Below are 14,949 nucleotides of genomic sequence, written 5' to 3' on the forward strand. Positions count from 1 at the left end.
CGTACCGATCACAGCACCTCGGTCGTGCGACTCGGGTCAGTCCGCCAGCGGCAGGTAGACCCGGTTGCCCTTGGCCGCGAACTCCTCCGACTTGGCGGCCATTCCGGCCACCGCCTCGGCATCGAACTCCGTTGCCACAGCCGTCGAACCGTCGCCGTGCTCGTCGCGGATCTTTTGCGAGATCTTCATCGAGCAGAACTTCGGGCCGCACATGGAACAGAAGTGGGCCGTCTTCGCCGGCTCGGCGGGGAGCGTCTCGTCGTGGAAGTCGCGGGCCGTCTCCGGGTCGAGGGCCAGGTTGAACTGGTCCTCCCAGCGGAACTCGAAGCGCGCGTCGGACAGCGCGTCGTCCCAGACCTGGGCGCCGGGGTGGCCCTTGGCCAGGTCGGCGGCGTGGGCGGCGATCTTGTAGGTGATGACGCCGGTCTTCACGTCGTCCCGGTTGGGCAGGCCCAGGTGCTCCTTGGGCGTGACGTAGCAGAGCATCGCGGTGCCCCACCAGGCGATCATCGCGGCGCCGATGCCCGAGGTGATGTGGTCGTAGCCGGGCGCGACATCGGTGGTGAGCGGGCCCAGGGTGTAGAACGGGGCCTCGTCGCAGATCTCCTTCTGGAGATCCATGTTCTCCTTGATCTTGTGCATCGGGACGTGGCCCGGGCCCTCGATCATCACCTGGACGTCCTTGGCGCGGGCGATCCGGCCCAGCTCGCCCAGGGTCTGCAGCTCGGCGAACTGCGCCTCGTCGTTGGCGTCCGCGATCGAGCCGGGGCGCAGGCCGTCACCCAGCGAGAAGGTGACGTCGTAGCGCGCGAGGATGTCGCAGAGTTCCTCGAAGTTGGTGTAGAGGAAGTTCTCCCGGTGGTGCGCCAGGCACCAGGCGGCCATGATCGAGCCGCCGCGGGAGACGATGCCGGTCTTGCGGCGGGCGGTCAGCGGCACGTAGCGCAGCAGCACGCCCGCGTGCACGGTCATGTAGTCGACGCCCTGCTCGCACTGCTCGATGACGGTGTCCCGGTAGACCTCCCAGTTGAGGTCCTCGGCCCGGCCGTCGACCTTCTCCAGCGCCTGGTAGAGCGGCACGGTGCCGATCGGCACGGGGGAGTTGCGCAGGATCCACTCGCGGGTGGTGTGGATGTTGCGGCCGGTGGAGAGGTCCATGACGGTGTCGGCGCCCCAACGGGTGGCCCAGGTCATCTTCTCCACCTCCTCCTCGATCGAGGAGGTGACCGCCGAGTTGCCGATGTTGGCGTTGATCTTCACCAGGAAGTTGGTGCCGATGATCGACGGCTCGACCTCGGGGTGGTTCACGTTGACCGGGATGACGGCGCGGCCGAGGGCCACCTCCTCCCGCACGTACTCGGGCGCCAGGCCCTCCCGCAGGGCGACGAACTCCATCTCGGGGGTCACGATGCCGCGCTTGGCGTAGCCGAGCTGGGTGACCGCGACGCCGTCGCGGCCGCGCAGCGGGCGGCGCGGGCGGCCGGGGAACACCGCGTCGAGGTTGCGCAGGCTCCCGCCGCGCGGCGAGGTGTGCTTGATGCCGTCGTCCTCGGGGCGCGCCTCGCGGCCGTCGAACTCCTCGACGTCGCCGCGCTGGCGGATCCAGGCGTCCCGCAGCGCGGGCAGCCCGCGCCGGACGTCGGGCTGGTAGGCCGGGTCGGTGTACGGCCCGGAGGTGTCGTACAGCGGGACGGTCTTCTCGTTGGTGAGCACGACCTCGCGGTACGGCACGCGCAGGTCGGGGCGGGACCCCTCGCGGTAGGCCTTGCGCCAGGCGGGGGTGGGGTAGCCGGTACCGGCGCTGTTCGCGGCGGCGCCGCGCGCGGACGGCGACTGGGCGGACGGCGACTGGGCGGACGGCGACTGGGCAGACTGCGGCTGTGCCTCAAAGGTGGTCAACGGACCTTCAACTCCCTACGCCGGCATTACCCGGTCAGGTTCCTGCGGTCGACGCAGCCTCCGGTCCGTCGTTCGACGTCCCGTTCAGCGCCCTCTCAGCCCGGTGCTCCGAGCTCCCGCGTCCGCAGGCGGTGTTGCCCGCGCATGACGTCCAACACGGTAGCGAGCCGACCGCCGGAGGTCCAGAGCGGGTCCGCGCGGGAGAACGGTGAGGTCCGGCGGGTGAACGGTGGGGCACGGAGGCCGCCCGGCGGGCAGACTGGCTTCGGAGCTGACGAGTCGAGGGAGGCCGGCGTGGTCGGGAGCACGGGGCGGGTCACCGGAGCGGTGGGTGCCGGGCTGGTCGGCGAGGTGATGGTGCACGTCCCGGAGCGCCGGGGCGCCGAGGCGTTCCTCGCCTACCTGGCCGTTCCCGGGGACCGGCTGGTGGTGGGGACGCCGGTGGTGGTGATCGAGTACCAGCCGCCGCGGACCGTCTATGTCGCGCCGATCGGACCCTGACGCCGGGGCGGCCGGTCCGTGACGCCGGGGCGGCCGGCCCCTGACATCGGGGCGGTGCGCCCCTGACGCCGGGGCGGCCGGTCCGTGACGCCGGGGCGGCCGGCCCCTGACATCGGGGCGGTGCGCCCCTGACGCCCGCCCGGCCGGTCCGTGACGATTCGAGGACCCTCCCGTGACGACCTTGTGACGGTGCGTCATGTCACGTCCCTTTCCCCGCACCCGACCCGGGCGGACAATCCTTTTCGGCGCATCTCCTGCGCCGGAAGGGGGAGTTGAACCATGGGATACATCATCGCCGGAGCGGTCGCCGGCGCCCTGGTGGTCATGATCACGCTCTTCAAACTCATGTGGCGGGTGGCCGAGCCGAACGAGGCACTGATCATCTCCGGTTCCCGCCACCGCACCGAGGGGGTCGGCGACGGTCTGGGCTTCCGGATCGTCACCGGTCGGGGGACCCTCGTCACCCCCGGCCTGCAGGGCGTCCGGCGGCTCTCGCTGGACCTCAACGAGGCCGAACTGAACGTCGAGTGCGTCACCACGCAGGGCATCCCGGTCCGGGTCAAGGGCGTGGTCATCTTCAAGGTCGGCGACGACGACGTCTCCATCGCCAACGCCGCCCGCCGCTTCCTGGACCAGCAGAAACTGATCAGCCAGCGCGTCCACAACGTCTTCGCCGGGCACCTGCGGTCGATCGTCGGCGGACTCACCGTCGAGGACATGATCCGCGACCGCGAGCGGCTCACCGGTGAGACCAGGGCCGCGTCCGGGCTGGAGATGGAGAAGCTCGGGCTGATCATCGACACCCTGCAGATCCAGGAGATCATCGATCCGACCGGCTACATCAAGAACCTCGCCATCCCGCACGCCGCCGCCGTCCAGCGGGACGCCAGGATCGCCCAGGCCGCGGCGGACCGGATGGCCACCGAGGCGGAGCAGGAGGCCGCCGCCCGCAAGGCCGAGGCGACCCGCAACAGCGAGATCCAACAGGCTTCCTACCAGGCCGAGATGGACACCGCGACGGCCCGCGCCCGGCAGGCCGGACCGCTCGCCAACGCCGCCTCCCGGCAGGAGGTGGTGGTCCAGGAGACCCGGGTCGCCGAACTGGAGGCGCGGCGCAAGGAGCAGCAGCTCCAGATCGACGTGCGCAAGCCCGCCGACGCCCGCGCGTACGACACCCGCACCACCGCCGAGGCGGCCCGTGACGCCCGGATCTCCGCCGCCCAGGCGCAGGCCCAGGAGACCGAGCTGGCCGCCGCGGCCGAAGCCGGCCGGGTGCGGATCGCGGCCGAGGCGGACGCCGACGCCACCCGGGTGCGCGGCCTGGCGCAGGCCGAGGCGACCACGGCCACCGGACGGGCGGAGGCGGCCTCGGTCGAGGCCCGCGGCCTGGCCGACGCCGCCTCCGCCCGGGCGGTCGCGCTGGCCAGGGCCGAGGGCATCAAGGCCCGGGCCGCCGCCCTCGCCGAGAACCAGGAGGCTGTGGTGGCGCAGGAGTTGGCCGAGCAGTGGCCGCAGATCGTGCGGGCGGCGGCCGAGTCCTTCGGCAATGTGGAGCACATGGTGCTGCTCAACGGCGCCGACGGGATGGGCGAGCTGTTCGCCAAGGCGCTCGCGATGGGCGGCACCGGGCTCGGGCTGGCCCGGCAGCTGCTGTCCACCGTCGGCACGGACGGCGGGGCGGCGGGTGCTGTTCCCGCGGCCGGTGCTGCTGCGGCTGTGGCGACCGTCTCCGTCCCGGTACCGGTGGACGCCGTGCCGGCCGACTTGCTCCCTCGCGGCGGCGCGGACCGCGACGAGGACGAGGAGGCCGGGCAGGACTGACCCGGACCGAGCGGCCCGGGCAGGCCACGGGACCGGGCCCGGTCCGATCCGGCCCGGTCCGAGTAGCCCGGCGGCGCCCGCCTGAGTACGGGTACTCAGGCGGGCGCCGCCCCAGCGCAGCACGATGGGGCCATGCACCCAGCAGCCACCGCGCGGATCGGCATCACCGCCGTCGGTTCCCAGCTCCCCGCCCGCCGACTGACCTCCCGCCAACTCCAGGACAAGATCACCGCCGGCGGCCGGCTGCGCCTGCCGGAGCGGACCTTCGAGAAGGCCACCGGCATCGTCACCCGACACTTCGCGGCCGACGGCGAGTACGCCTCCACCCTCGCCCTCGGCGCCGCCCGGCGCGCCCTGGACAGCCGTGGCCTGGACCCGCTGGACATCGACCTGCTACTCTTCGCCTCGGCCACCCGGGATGTCGCCGAACCCGCCACCGCACACCTGGTGCAGTCCGAACTCGGCTCCCGCGCCCACGCGTTGGATGTCAGCAACGCCTGCAACAGCTTCCTCAACGGGATCGACCTGGCCCGCTCGATGATCCTGGCCGGCCGGGCCCGGCGGGCCCTGGTGGTCACCGGCGAGACGCCCAGCCGGGCGATGCGGCGGGACCCCGGCGGGGCGGAGGAGTTCCGCGCGGGCTTCGCCGGCTACACCTTCGGCGACGCGGGCGCCGCCGTCGTGGTGGAGGCGGTGGAGCGCGGCGGCATCCTCGACGTGGAGACCGAGACCGCCTCCGAGCACTGGCGGACCGGCGGCATCCCGGGCGGCGGCTCGCGCCACCCGCGCGGCGACGAGTACAGCTACTTCCGCGGCGGCGGCACGGAGTTGCGCGGGATCTTCGAGAAGATCGGCCTGGACATCCTGACCCGGGTGGCCGCCCGCACCGGCCTCGGCTGGGAGGACTACGCCCGGGTGCTGGTGCACCAGGTGACCGTGCCCTATCTGGAGCGCTTCGTGGAGGCCACCGGGGTGCCGAAGGGGAAGCTGGTGGTGACGGTGCCCGAGCTCGGCAATGTCGCCAGCGCCACCATAGGAATCCAACTCGACCGGATAAAACAGGAGTTGGAACCCGGCGACAAGGTACTGATGCTCGGCCTCGGCGGCGGCGTGAGCCTGATGACGATGGTCTGGGAGGCGTCGTGACCGCGCTCTGGGTGGTCGTCCCCGCCTACCGGGAGGAGGCCAGGATCACCGCCACCCTGAACGCCCTCGCCGCCCAGCGGGACCGGGAGTTCACCCTGCTGGTCGCCGACAACGGCTCCACCGACGGCACCGTCGAGGCCGTCCGCGCCTTCGCCGCCCGGGCGCCCTTCCCGGTCGAGGTGCTGGTCGAGCCGGAGAAGGGCGTCGGCTCGGCGGTCGACACCGCGTTCCGGCACGCCATCGCGCGCGGCGCCACCCTGCTCGCCCGCACCGACGCCGACTGCCTGCCCGCCCCGGGCTGGACCGCCGCCGCCCGGGCAGCCCTGCTCGACGGCGGCGGACTGGTCTGTGGCCGGGTCACCGCCCGCCGGGACGAGCACGGACCGGCCGGGCGCGCCGTCTTCCTGGTCCTGGTCGCGCTCGGCGCGTTCTTCGGCCGGATCCGGCCCGCGCACCACCGCCGGCACGGCTACCTCACGCCGTACCGGATGCACGCGGGCAACAACATGGCGATCACCGCCGAGCTGTACCTGGCGGTCGGCGGCATGCCGCGCCGGCCCTCGCCCACCGACCGGCTGTTCATCAACCGCGTCCGCCGGCACACCACCGCGATCACGCACCGCCGCGACATGGTGGTGCAGAACTCCACCCGCCGGATCCGCGCCTACGGGGTGGTCGGCACCGCCCGCTGGTACCTCGACCGCGGACCCGGCGCCCGCGCCGTCGACGTCCGCTGAACGTTGACCGCTGACCGCTGACCGCTGACCGCTGACCGCTGACCGCCGCAGTCGCCTTCCGCTACCGCTCCCCCGTCCCGTCCGGCCCCCCTTGTCTCGCTCGGTCCCGTCACCGCAGAACACTTTGCAAAGTCCCGGCAGGACTTTGCAAAGTCGCCCCGATCCCTGTTGCCCCAACCCTGCGGGGACTTTGCAAAGTCCGAGACTTTGCAAAGTCCCCGGACCACCGAACCACCGGCCCCCAGCCCCCGGCCCCACCGCAACCCGAGGACACCCCGTGCTCGACCGGCTCGCCCACGACCTGCGCACCCGGCACCCCGACCGCCCCGCCGTCCTGTCGCACACCCGGCTCGGCGGCACCCGCGTCCGGATCCGCCGGGGCGAACTCGCCGCCCTCGCCGACACCTACGCCGTCGCCCTGAACGCCCGCGGCCTCGGCGAGGACACCACCCTCGGCCTCGCCCTGCGCCCCGGCCCGCGCGCGCTCGCCGTCATGCTCGCCGCGCACCGGCTCGGCCTGCGGATCGCCGTCCTCGACCCGACCGCGGGCCCCGACGTCCTGGCCGCCCGGCTCGCGCTGGCCCGGCCGGACCTGGTCCTCGCCGACGCCGCCGCCCAGGCGGTGGCCGGCTGGGCCCGGCCGCTGGCCCGCCGCGCCGACCTCGCCCTGCCCCCGCTGGAGGCGCTCGGCCCGGTCGCCACCCTCGGCCGCCGGCTGCCCGGCTGCGCGCCCCGGCTGCGGGTCGGACGGTTCGGCGCGTCGGTGCCGGGCATCCCGGGCTCCGCCGCGCCCGCGCGCGACACGGACGCCGTCATCGTCTTCACCTCCGGCACCACCGCCCGCCCGCGCGCCGTGGTGCACTCCCGGAGCGGCCTGGCCGCCGGCCTGCGCACCGTCGGCGAACTGGTCGACCCGCGCCCCGGCTCCGTCGTCCTGGGCGGCACCTTCTTCGTGCTCGTCCCCGCGCTGGCCGCCGGGGCCGCGGTCGCCCTGCCCGCCCGCGAACCGGCCGCGCTGGCCCGCCAGCTCTCCCGGCTCGCCCCCGCCCACACCTACCTCACCCCGCCGCAGCTGCGCGCCGCGCTGGGCGCCGGAGCCCGGTTCACCGGCCGGGTCTGGACCGGCTCGGCGCCCGCCGACGCCGCCCTGCTCCACCGGGTCAAGCAGGCCGGGGCGGAACAGGCCTGGGGCGTCTACGCACTCACCGAGTTGTTCCCCGCGGCGGCCGTCGAGGAGGCCGAGAAGAGCGCCTTCACCGGGCCCGGCGACCTGGTCGGCGCACCGCTGCCGGGCGTGCGCACCGCGCTCGCGCCGGACGGCGAACTGCTGCTCGGCGGCCCGGGCGCCCGGCACCGCTACCTCGGCGAGGAACCCGACCCCTGGGTGCGCACCGGCGACCTCGCCACGGTCGACCCGGACGGCCGGATCGTGCTCGGCGGGCGGCTCAAGGACATGGTGCTGCGCCGCGCCGAGAACATCTACCCCGGCCTCTACGAACCGTCCCTGCACCTGCCGGGCGTCGAACTCGCGGTGCTGGTCGGCGTCCCGGACGGGGACGGCGACGAACGGCTGGTCGCCCTCGTCCAGCCCTCGCCCGGCACCGACCACCGACGGCTGCGCGCCGCGCTGGCCGGACCGCTGGCGCGGATGGGCTCGGCCCGCCCGGACGCGGTGCTGTTCGGCCGGGTGCCGTTGGCCGGACGCTCCCGAAAGCCGGACCGCGCGGCGGCGGCCGCCCGGTGTGCCCGGGAGCTGGCCGGATGAACGGGGACACACGCACGGGCGAGCGGGCGGCCGGCATGCGTGAGCAGGCGGCCGAGGCGGGGGAGCAGGCGGCCGAGGCGGGGGAGCGGACGGACCGCACGACGCCGGGGCCCGCCGTGCACCGGGCCGCCCGCCGCCGGGACCGCCGGGTCTATCTGCGCAGCCACCCCCTGCTGTTCGCGCTGCTCGCCGCCACCCGCCGCCGCCCGGTGGCCCGGCTCGGCCGCACCGTGCTGGTGCACGACGGCGAGGTCTACCGCACCGCGCTCACCCGGATCCCGCTGGACCGCACCGCCGCCGGCACCACCGGTGGGGCTGCCGCCGAACTCACCTCCGGTGGGCTGCTGTTCGACCAGGACGGTGCCGAACACCGGGCCGCCCGACGCGCGTTGGCGGTCGGGCTGGACGCCTCGGCGGTGGACCGGCTGCGCCCGTCCTGGCAGGCGGTGCTCGCCGCTCGGATCCCCGCACTCGCCACCGGAGATCTCGAACTCGTCTCCCTGTCGGCGGAGTTGGCGGGCGTCACGGCCGCTGGGCTGACCGGGACTGCGGTCTGCCCGAGGACCCTCGCCGGAGCCGCCATCGAGGCCGCCGCTGCCGCCGCCCGCGACCACCTGCCCGGCCCCCGCCCACCCGGTGCCGCCCGGAGGGCCGCCGCCCGGGCCGCCGAACTCGCCGCGCTGCTGCCCGACCCCCGGGACGCCATGGTCGCGGTCGCCGCCGTCAACACCAGCGTCGCCGCGCTCCCCCGGGCCGCCGCCTGGTGCGCGGACGCCGCGCTCTGGCCCTCGGCCGACGCCTCCGGCGTGCCCGCGCTGGCCGCCGAACTGCTCCGGCTCACCGCGCCCTCGCCGCTGCTGCCACGGGTGGCCGCCGCCGACGCCGTGCTGGCCGGGCGGCGGGTCCGCGCCGGGGACCGGCTGGTCCTGGTCGCCCGCCACGCCGCCGGGGCGCACCGGGCCGCGCCCTCCCCCGGGCCCGCCGCCACCCAGGCGGTGTTCGGCGCCGGCCCGCACGCGTGCCCCGGCGCCGGGGTGGCCCGCGCCCTGCTCGCCGAACTGCTGCTCGCGCTCGCGCCGTACCGTCCGGTGGTCGTCCGGGCCCGGGTCGACCGGCGGGCCGCACTGCCCGGCTGGGCCGAACTCACCGTGCGCGCCACCCGCGCCCCGGCCCCAGCCCCGGCCCCGGCCCCGGCCGCAGCCCCAGCCCCAGCCCCAGCCGCAGCCCCAGCCCCAGCCCCAGCCCCAGCCCCAGCCGGACCATGCCCCACCGAACCACGCCCCACCGAGGAGACCCGATGCGGATAGCCGTCACCGGCGCGAGCGGCTTCTGCGGCTCCCACGTCGTCCGGGCCGCCCTCGCCGCCGGCCACGAGGTGCTCTGCCACGGCCGCCGCCCCGGACCGGCCGGCCGCCACATCCCCTGGGACGCCACCGCCGGGGAGCCCGACTTCACCGGCGCCGACGCGATCGTGCACTGCGCCGCCGCCGTCGCCGACCTGCCCCGGGGCACCGGGGCCGAGGCCGCCCAGCACGCCGTCAACGTCACCGGCACCGAACGGCTGCTGCGGGCCGCCGGGGACCGCCCGCTGGTCTGGGTCTCCAGCGCCAGCGTCTACGACCCGAGGGCCGACCGCGGCTCCGTCCGGGAGGACCACCCCACCGAGACCGGCCAGCTCAACGCGTACGGGCGCACCAAGGCCGCCGGCGAGCGGCTCGCCCTCGCCGCGGGCGCCGTGGTGCTGCGCCCGCGCGCGGTGTACGGGCCCGGCGATCCGCATCTGGTGCCCCGGCTGCTGGAGCGGGTCCGGCGGGGACGGCTGCTGCTGCCCGGCGGCGACGTGCGGCTCAGCCTCACCGCGGTGCAGAACCTCGCCGACGCCTGTCTGTCCGCCGTCGGCGCCGGCCGCACCGGCGACCGCCCGTGGACGCCGGTCGCCTACAACATCGCCGACGCCCGCCCCTACCGGCGCGACGAAGCGGTCCGCGCGGTGCTGGCCGCGTACGGTGTGGCCGCCCGGATCCACCATGTGCCGGCCCCGGTGGCCCGGCTGGCCGCCCGCACCGGGCGGCTGCCCGGCCTGACCGCGTACGCGGTGGACCAGCTCTCCCGCGATGTCGTCCTGGACCTCACCCGTGCCCGCACCCAGGGCTGGCGACCGCACCGGGACCTCGACGCCTTCCTCCGGGAGACCGCCGTCGGACCCGCGCCCCGCCCGTGAACGCCCGACGCCCGCACCCCCGGAGAGGGGGCGCGGGCGTCGGGACAGGTCCGCGGCGCTAGCTCTTCGCCGCCTTCTTGACCAGGATCACCACGGCGGCGGCGATACCGACCACCACCAGCGCCTTGACGGCGAAGGCCAGCAGCGCGCCGACCACGCCGAAGACGAACATCAGCAGGTTCCACGCCAGGATCAGCACCAGTACCGGGACAACGATGTTCCGCACCCACGAGGGCAGCGACTTCCAGAGCTCAGCCATGTCCGTTCCTTCTCTCCCCTTGGGTCGGCTGCCGTCCGGTGCCGCATCCCGCTCGCTTTCGTACTTCGATCGTACGGCGGCCCGGGGGGCGGAACGAGGGCCAACGGCCCCGAGAGAACCCGGAGATCACCCCGACCCCGGACCCCGGGTGAACCCGGCCCCGACCTCGGGGAACGACCCCGGCCCCGACGCCACGGCGTCCCCGCCACGACGCCGCGACGCCCCCGGCCACGACCCCGTCACGCCCTCTGCCCGGCCTCAGACCGGCCAGGACTCCCGGCGCCAGGCGGCGTCCCAGAACATCCACTCGTACCGGGAGGTGGTGACGAAGTGCTCGACCACCCGGCGCCGCTCGGTGGGGGAGATCTCCTCGCCGAGCCGGTCGGTCAGCGCCAGCACCCGCCGCACCACCGACTGGAACGCCTCGTCGCCGTAGGTGGCGATCCACTTCGCGTAGAGCGGGTCGGGGGAGCCCTCGGCGAGCAGCCGCTCGCCGACCCGGGCGTAGATCCAGTAGCAGGGCAGCACGGCGCCGACGGCCTCCGCGAAGGAGCCGCCGTAGACCGTGGCGAGCAGGTAGCTGGTGTACGCGCGGGTGGTCGGCAGCACCGGCTCGGCGGCGGCCTCCTCGGCGGTGTCGCCGAAGGCGTCCAGGAACTCGGCGTGCATCCCCTGCTCGGCGGCCAGCGCGCCGATCGCGTCGTCGGCGAAGGCCCGCACCTCCTCCTCGCCCGGTGCCCTGGCCGCGCAGACGGCCAACGCGCGGGCGTAGTCGCGCAGGTAGTGCGAGTCCTGCACGACGAAGTGGCGGAACGCCTCCCGCGGCAGGGTGCCGTCGGTGAGGCCGGCGATGAAGGGGTGGTCGAGGATCTCGGCGTAGACCGGCTCGATCGCCGCCCACAGTTCTTCGGTCAGGCTCAGACTCATGTCCCGACCCTAACCGGCCGTCCGCCGCGCCCCCGGTTCAGTCCTCCGGCGGGGAGAAGACCACCAGCACCCGCAGTTCCTCGGTGATGTGGTGGAAGCGGTGCGGGGTGCCGGCCGGCACGTAGACGACGGTGCCGCGGCCGACGGCGGCGGTCTCGTCCCCGACCGTCAGCTCGGCCCGGCCGCTGATCACCTGGTAGATCTCGTCCTGGGCGTGCGCGGTCTGGGTGTCGGTGTCGCCGGGGGCGAGCGCGTAGAGGCCGGCCGACATCCGCGGCTCCCGCAGGAAGCGCAGGTACGCGCCGTCGTTGGCGGCGCGCTCGGCGTCCAGGTGGTCCAGTCGGAACAGCTTCATCGGGGAGCACCCCTTCTCGTACGGACCTCGAACCACCGGCATTCAACACCACCGTGGCGCCCGGAGCACCGTCACCCCTTGACCGACCTGGGACGCTGGCCCCATGAAGGGTTTCGTCATCAAGACACTGATCAACGCGGCGGCCATCTGGGTCGCCGCCTGGATCGTCCCCGCGATCACGCTCACCGGGGACGACTGGAAGCACAAGACGCTCACGGTGGTCGCCGTGGCGCTGGTCTTCGGCGTGGTCAACTGGCTGATCAAGCCGGTGGTGCAGTTGTTCTCGCTCCCCCTGTTCATCCTCACCCTCGGCCTGTTCACCTTCGTGGTGAACGCGTTGATGCTGTGGCTCACCTCCTGGGCCTCGGACAAACTCGACCTCGACTTCCACGTCGAGGGCTTCTGGGCGGCGCTGTTCGGCGCGCTGATCGTCAGCCTGGTCTCCTGGGGCCTGAGCCTCGCCCTCGACGAGGACTGAGCGCGAACGCCGCCGCCCCGTCCCGGACCGCAGCCCGCCCCACCCCGTCCCGCCCCGCCCCACCCCGTCCCGTCCCGGACGGACGTAACCGGGGCGGGGCGCGTTTCGGCCGGTCCGGGCTGCGGGAGACTCCCGCACAACGCTCCAGCCCCGGAGGTCGCCATGCGAACCCCGCCCCGCCCCGTCGTCAAGCGCACCGCCCGGGCGATCGTGCTGGAGACGGATCCGAACGACCCGCACGGACCGGCCTCGCTGGTCCTGATCAGGCGCACCCGCCCCGACTCGCCCCATCCGTACTGGATCACCCCCGGCGGGGGTGTCGAGCGGAGCGACCGCACCGTGGTCGAGGCCCTGCATCGCGAGGTGGACGAGGAACTCGGCGGCAAGGTGGTCGACGTGGTTCCCGCCTTCGTGGACACCATCAGCCACACCCTCTCCCAGCCTCCGACGGGCGGGACCTCCACCGACGACTCCAGCCCGCCGCACCAGCACGGGGTCAAGGTGCAGCACTTCTTCGTCTGCCGGCTCGCTTCGATGGACCTCGACCGTCGGCACGGCCCCGAGGTGGACGAGCCCAACGGCAGCTACGAGGTGGTGCGGATCCCGTTCACCCGCGAGGGCGTGACCTCGGTCAACGTGGTGCCGCCGGCCCTGCGGGCCTACCTGGCCGCCAACATCGAGGGCGTCCGCGCCCTGCTCGAGCCCGACCTCGCCTGACGGTTCGCGGCGCGGCCGGGCGGCTCACGGCGCCGCGGGGCGCCTCACGGCGGGGCGGCTCACGGCGCGGACAGGTCGCCGACCAGGTCGTGCCGGATCCGCTCGGCCGGCAGTCCGGCCCGCAGCAGCACTCCGGTCGTCCGCCGGACCATCGCGGGCGGGCCGGACAGGTAGGCCGTCCGTCCGGTCCACGGGCCGAACCGGGCCACCGCCTCCGGGAGTTCGCCCGCGAGCAGCCCGGCGGCGGCGGCTTCCGCCGTCCCGGCGCCGGGGCCGGACAGCACCGCGCGCACGGTCAGCCAGCGGTGCCGGTCGGCCAACTCCCTCAGCGCAGAAAGCTCGTAGAGCTCGGCAGAGGTCCGCGCCCCGTGGAACACCTCCACCGAGCGGCCCCCGACGCCGCGCTCGGCGACCTCGTCGACCAGTGCCCGCAGCGGCGCGATGCCGGTGCCCCCGCCCACCAGCAGCAGGTCGCCGTCGTGGGTGTCGTCGAGGGTCATCCCGCCTACGGCCGGGCCGAGTCGCAGCACGTCCCCGGGCGCGGCCCGGTGCACCAGCGCGTTGCTCACCCAGCCCGCCTGCACCGCCTTGACGTGGAAGGTCAGCAGACCGTCCGGCCGGGGCGCGGAGGCGAACGAGAAGTGCCGCCAGACCCGGGGCCACCAGGGCGTCTCCAGGCTGGTGTACTGCCCGGCGCGGTACGGGTAGGCCTGGTCCGGGCGGACGGTGAGCACCGCGACGTCCGGGGTCCGGCGCTCGTGCGCCACCACCTCGCCCTGCCACCAGGGCGGCGAGGTGCGGGCGGCCTCCTCGGCGGCCTCGATCATGATCGAGGAGACCAGCCGGTACACCCGGCGCCAGGCCAGCTCGGTCTCGGCGTTCCACCGGCTGCCCGCGTACTTGGCCAGCGCCGCCACCAGGCACTCGCCGACCGGGCCGTAGTGGTCGGCCAGCGTGCCGTAGCGGCGGTGGCCCCGGCCCAGCGCGCCCAGGTGGGCGCGCAGTCCCGCCGGGTCGCCGGCGCTGCGGGCGGCCGTCAGCAGGGCGCGGAACAGCCGGTCGCGCTGGACGTCCATGGCGGCGGGGAAGAGCGCCCTGATCTCGGGGTGGGTGAGGAAGATCAGCGCGTAGAAGTGCGCGGTGGCCCGGTCCGCGACCGGTTCGACCACCGCCAGGCTGGTCCGGATCAGCTCGATGTCCCGGGCGGTGGGCGGCAGTTCGGCGGCGGCGCGGGGATCCGGGACCACGGCCGACGGCCCGGCCGGGGTGGGCACCGCGACGGGTGACGGAGCCGGCGGCGCGTCTCCGGCTGGTGCCCCGGCTGGTGCCGCGGCTGATGGAGCTGCCGGGGAGTCGGCTGGTGAATCGGACCCGCCGAGGGGCCGCGGCGCCCACGCGCGGGACCACTGGTCGCCGGGCCCGGCCCAGTTGAGACCGGGCGCACTGGTGAACAGCGGCTCGATCACGGGGCCGCCGGGCGCCACCGCCGCGGGCGGAGCCGGGACGGCGGGCGGTTCGACCGGCCGGGGCGGGACGACCGGCGGCGCGGACGGCGGCGCCGGGACCGCCGGCCGGACGGACTGCACCGGCACCACGGACTGCACCGGCACCCCGGGCCGGACGGACTCCACCGGCGCCAGCGGCCGGACCGGACCGGTCACGATCGGCGCGGGCACCACCGGCGCGGGCACCACCGGCCCGAACACCGGCGGCCCGAACACCGGCGGCAGGTCCGGCGGCACCGGAGCCTCCGTCGGCGGAGCGACGTCCGCCCCGGCCTTCGGAGCGAGGTCCGCCCCAACCTCCGGTACGACGCCCGGCACGGCCTCCGGCAGCCCGGGCACGGCCGAGGCCGCCGCCGAGCCGTGCCCGGTACGGACCAGGAGTGTTCTGCGGGACTTCACCGCAACGTTTCGAGTACCCAAGAGAATCGTTTCGCCTCCGGCCGGCCTACGCCACCACCTGGCTTGTCTCTGTTGACGCCCAGGAAGCGTGGCATGCCCGAAGTGCTCATCCGACAAATAGCGTGAAGCCCGGACACCCGCCCCCCGGACGCGCTACTCTCCCCGCCGCGCTCGCCCTGGGTGTCGGTTCCACCACCCAGGGCGAGCAACGCCGCCGAC

General features: G+C 75.0%; 14 protein-coding genes and 1 riboswitch. Of the genes, 9 read left to right on the forward strand and 5 right to left on the reverse strand.

Features of this window, described 5'->3' with window-relative positions; translation table 11 throughout:
- Positions 1–36 precede the first annotated feature (36 nt).
- The gene (gene thiC, locus SM793_RS13685; RefSeq protein WP_320438433.1) at positions 37–1,899 is read right to left on the reverse strand and encodes a phosphomethylpyrimidine synthase ThiC; all 1,863 of its coding nucleotides are present in this window, start codon (positions 1,897–1,899) and stop codon (positions 37–39) included.
- A riboswitch (TPP riboswitch) is annotated at positions 1,895–2,029 on the reverse strand. It overlaps the preceding gene by 5 nt.
- Before the next feature lie 164 nt (positions 2,030–2,193).
- Here thiC and SM793_RS13690 point away from each other — a divergent pair.
- From SM793_RS13690 to SM793_RS13720, 7 genes are all read left to right on the forward strand, one after another.
- Complete coding sequence (locus tag SM793_RS13690; RefSeq protein WP_045938616.1) at positions 2,194–2,400, forward strand: hypothetical protein; 207 nt, start codon at positions 2,194–2,196, stop codon at positions 2,398–2,400.
- Positions 2,401–2,679: 279 nt separating this feature from the next.
- On the forward strand, positions 2,680–4,221 hold the full coding sequence (locus SM793_RS13695; RefSeq protein WP_320438434.1) for an SPFH domain-containing protein: 1,542 nt from the start codon (positions 2,680–2,682) through the stop codon (positions 4,219–4,221).
- Between the two features lie 132 nt (positions 4,222–4,353).
- A complete protein-coding gene (locus SM793_RS13700) occupies positions 4,354–5,367 on the forward strand; it encodes a 3-oxoacyl-ACP synthase III family protein (RefSeq protein ID WP_320438435.1) in 1,014 nt (337 codons plus the stop codon).
- Complete coding sequence (locus tag SM793_RS13705; protein WP_320438436.1) at positions 5,364–6,104, forward strand: glycosyltransferase family 2 protein; 741 nt, start codon at positions 5,364–5,366, stop codon at positions 6,102–6,104. Before SM793_RS13700 ends, SM793_RS13705 begins: the two co-directional genes overlap by 4 nt.
- A 277-nt stretch (positions 6,105–6,381) precedes the next feature.
- Positions 6,382–7,869 (forward strand): class I adenylate-forming enzyme family protein, encoded by a 1,488-nt coding sequence (locus SM793_RS13710; protein ID WP_320438437.1) that lies wholly within the window; start codon positions 6,382–6,384, stop codon positions 7,867–7,869.
- Positions 7,866–9,176, forward strand: a complete 1,311-nt coding sequence (locus SM793_RS13715) for a cytochrome P450 (protein WP_320438438.1) — start codon at positions 7,866–7,868, stop codon at positions 9,174–9,176. Before SM793_RS13710 ends, SM793_RS13715 begins: the two co-directional genes overlap by 4 nt.
- The gene (locus tag SM793_RS13720) at positions 9,167–10,090 is read left to right on the forward strand and encodes an NAD(P)-dependent oxidoreductase (RefSeq protein WP_320438439.1); all 924 of its coding nucleotides are present in this window, start codon (positions 9,167–9,169) and stop codon (positions 10,088–10,090) included. Before SM793_RS13715 ends, SM793_RS13720 begins: the two co-directional genes overlap by 10 nt.
- 58 nt (positions 10,091–10,148) lie before the next feature.
- Here the strand turns inward: SM793_RS13720 and SM793_RS13725 are convergent, their stop codons facing one another.
- The 3 genes from SM793_RS13725 to SM793_RS13735 form a co-directional block, all read right to left on the reverse strand.
- Entirely contained in the window at positions 10,149–10,349 is a 201-nt protein-coding gene (locus tag SM793_RS13725) for a DUF5326 family protein (protein WP_320438440.1), read from the reverse strand.
- A 258-nt stretch (positions 10,350–10,607) separates the two neighbouring features.
- Positions 10,608–11,276, reverse strand: a complete 669-nt coding sequence (tenA, locus tag SM793_RS13730; protein ID WP_320438441.1) for a thiaminase II — start codon at positions 11,274–11,276, stop codon at positions 10,608–10,610.
- A 37-nt stretch (positions 11,277–11,313) separates the two neighbouring features.
- Positions 11,314–11,631 carry a cupin domain-containing protein gene (locus SM793_RS13735; protein WP_320438442.1) on the reverse strand — a complete coding sequence of 106 codons (318 nt, stop codon included), beginning with the start codon at positions 11,629–11,631 and terminating at the stop codon, positions 11,314–11,316.
- Positions 11,632–11,734: 103 nt separating this feature from the next.
- Here SM793_RS13735 and SM793_RS13740 point away from each other — a divergent pair, with 103 nt between their 5' ends.
- Positions 11,735–12,109, forward strand: a complete 375-nt coding sequence (locus SM793_RS13740; protein WP_320438443.1) for a phage holin family protein — start codon at positions 11,735–11,737, stop codon at positions 12,107–12,109.
- A gap of 162 nt (positions 12,110–12,271) precedes the next feature.
- A complete protein-coding gene (locus SM793_RS13745; RefSeq protein WP_320438444.1) occupies positions 12,272–12,826 on the forward strand; it encodes an NUDIX domain-containing protein in 555 nt (184 codons plus the stop codon).
- Between the two features lie 59 nt (positions 12,827–12,885).
- Here the strand turns inward: SM793_RS13745 and SM793_RS13750 are convergent, their stop codons facing one another.
- The gene (locus SM793_RS13750; protein WP_320438445.1) at positions 12,886–14,730 is read right to left on the reverse strand and encodes a globin domain-containing protein; all 1,845 of its coding nucleotides are present in this window, start codon (positions 14,728–14,730) and stop codon (positions 12,886–12,888) included.
- Positions 14,731–14,949: the final 219 nt, after the last annotated feature.

The sequence above is a fragment of the Kitasatospora purpeofusca genome, assembly GCF_034043715.1.
Taxonomy (GTDB): domain Bacteria; phylum Actinomycetota; class Actinomycetes; order Streptomycetales; family Streptomycetaceae; genus Kitasatospora; species Kitasatospora purpeofusca_A.

Bases quoted from the DNA above. Each gene is read 5' to 3' on its own strand.
- SM793_RS13695 (WP_320438434.1), top strand. From the start codon at position 2,680: ATGGGATACATCATCGCCGGAGCGGTCGCCGGCGCCCTGGTGGTCATG.
- SM793_RS13700 (WP_320438435.1), top strand. From the start codon at position 4,354: ATGCACCCAGCAGCCACCGCGCGGATCGGCATCACCGCCGTCGGTTCC.
- SM793_RS13715 (WP_320438438.1), top strand. From the start codon at position 7,866: ATGAACGGGGACACACGCACGGGCGAGCGGGCGGCCGGCATGCGTGAG.
- SM793_RS13720 (WP_320438439.1), top strand. From the start codon at position 9,167: ATGCGGATAGCCGTCACCGGCGCGAGCGGCTTCTGCGGCTCCCACGTC.
- SM793_RS13725 (WP_320438440.1), bottom strand. From the start codon at position 10,349: ATGGCTGAGCTCTGGAAGTCGCTGCCCTCGTGGGTGCGGAACATCGTT.
- tenA (WP_320438441.1), bottom strand. From the start codon at position 11,276: ATGAGTCTGAGCCTGACCGAAGAACTGTGGGCGGCGATCGAGCCGGTC.
- SM793_RS13735 (WP_320438442.1), bottom strand. From the start codon at position 11,631: ATGAAGCTGTTCCGACTGGACCACCTGGACGCCGAGCGCGCCGCCAAC.
- SM793_RS13740 (WP_320438443.1), top strand. From the start codon at position 11,735: ATGAAGGGTTTCGTCATCAAGACACTGATCAACGCGGCGGCCATCTGG.
- SM793_RS13745 (WP_320438444.1), top strand. From the start codon at position 12,272: ATGCGAACCCCGCCCCGCCCCGTCGTCAAGCGCACCGCCCGGGCGATC.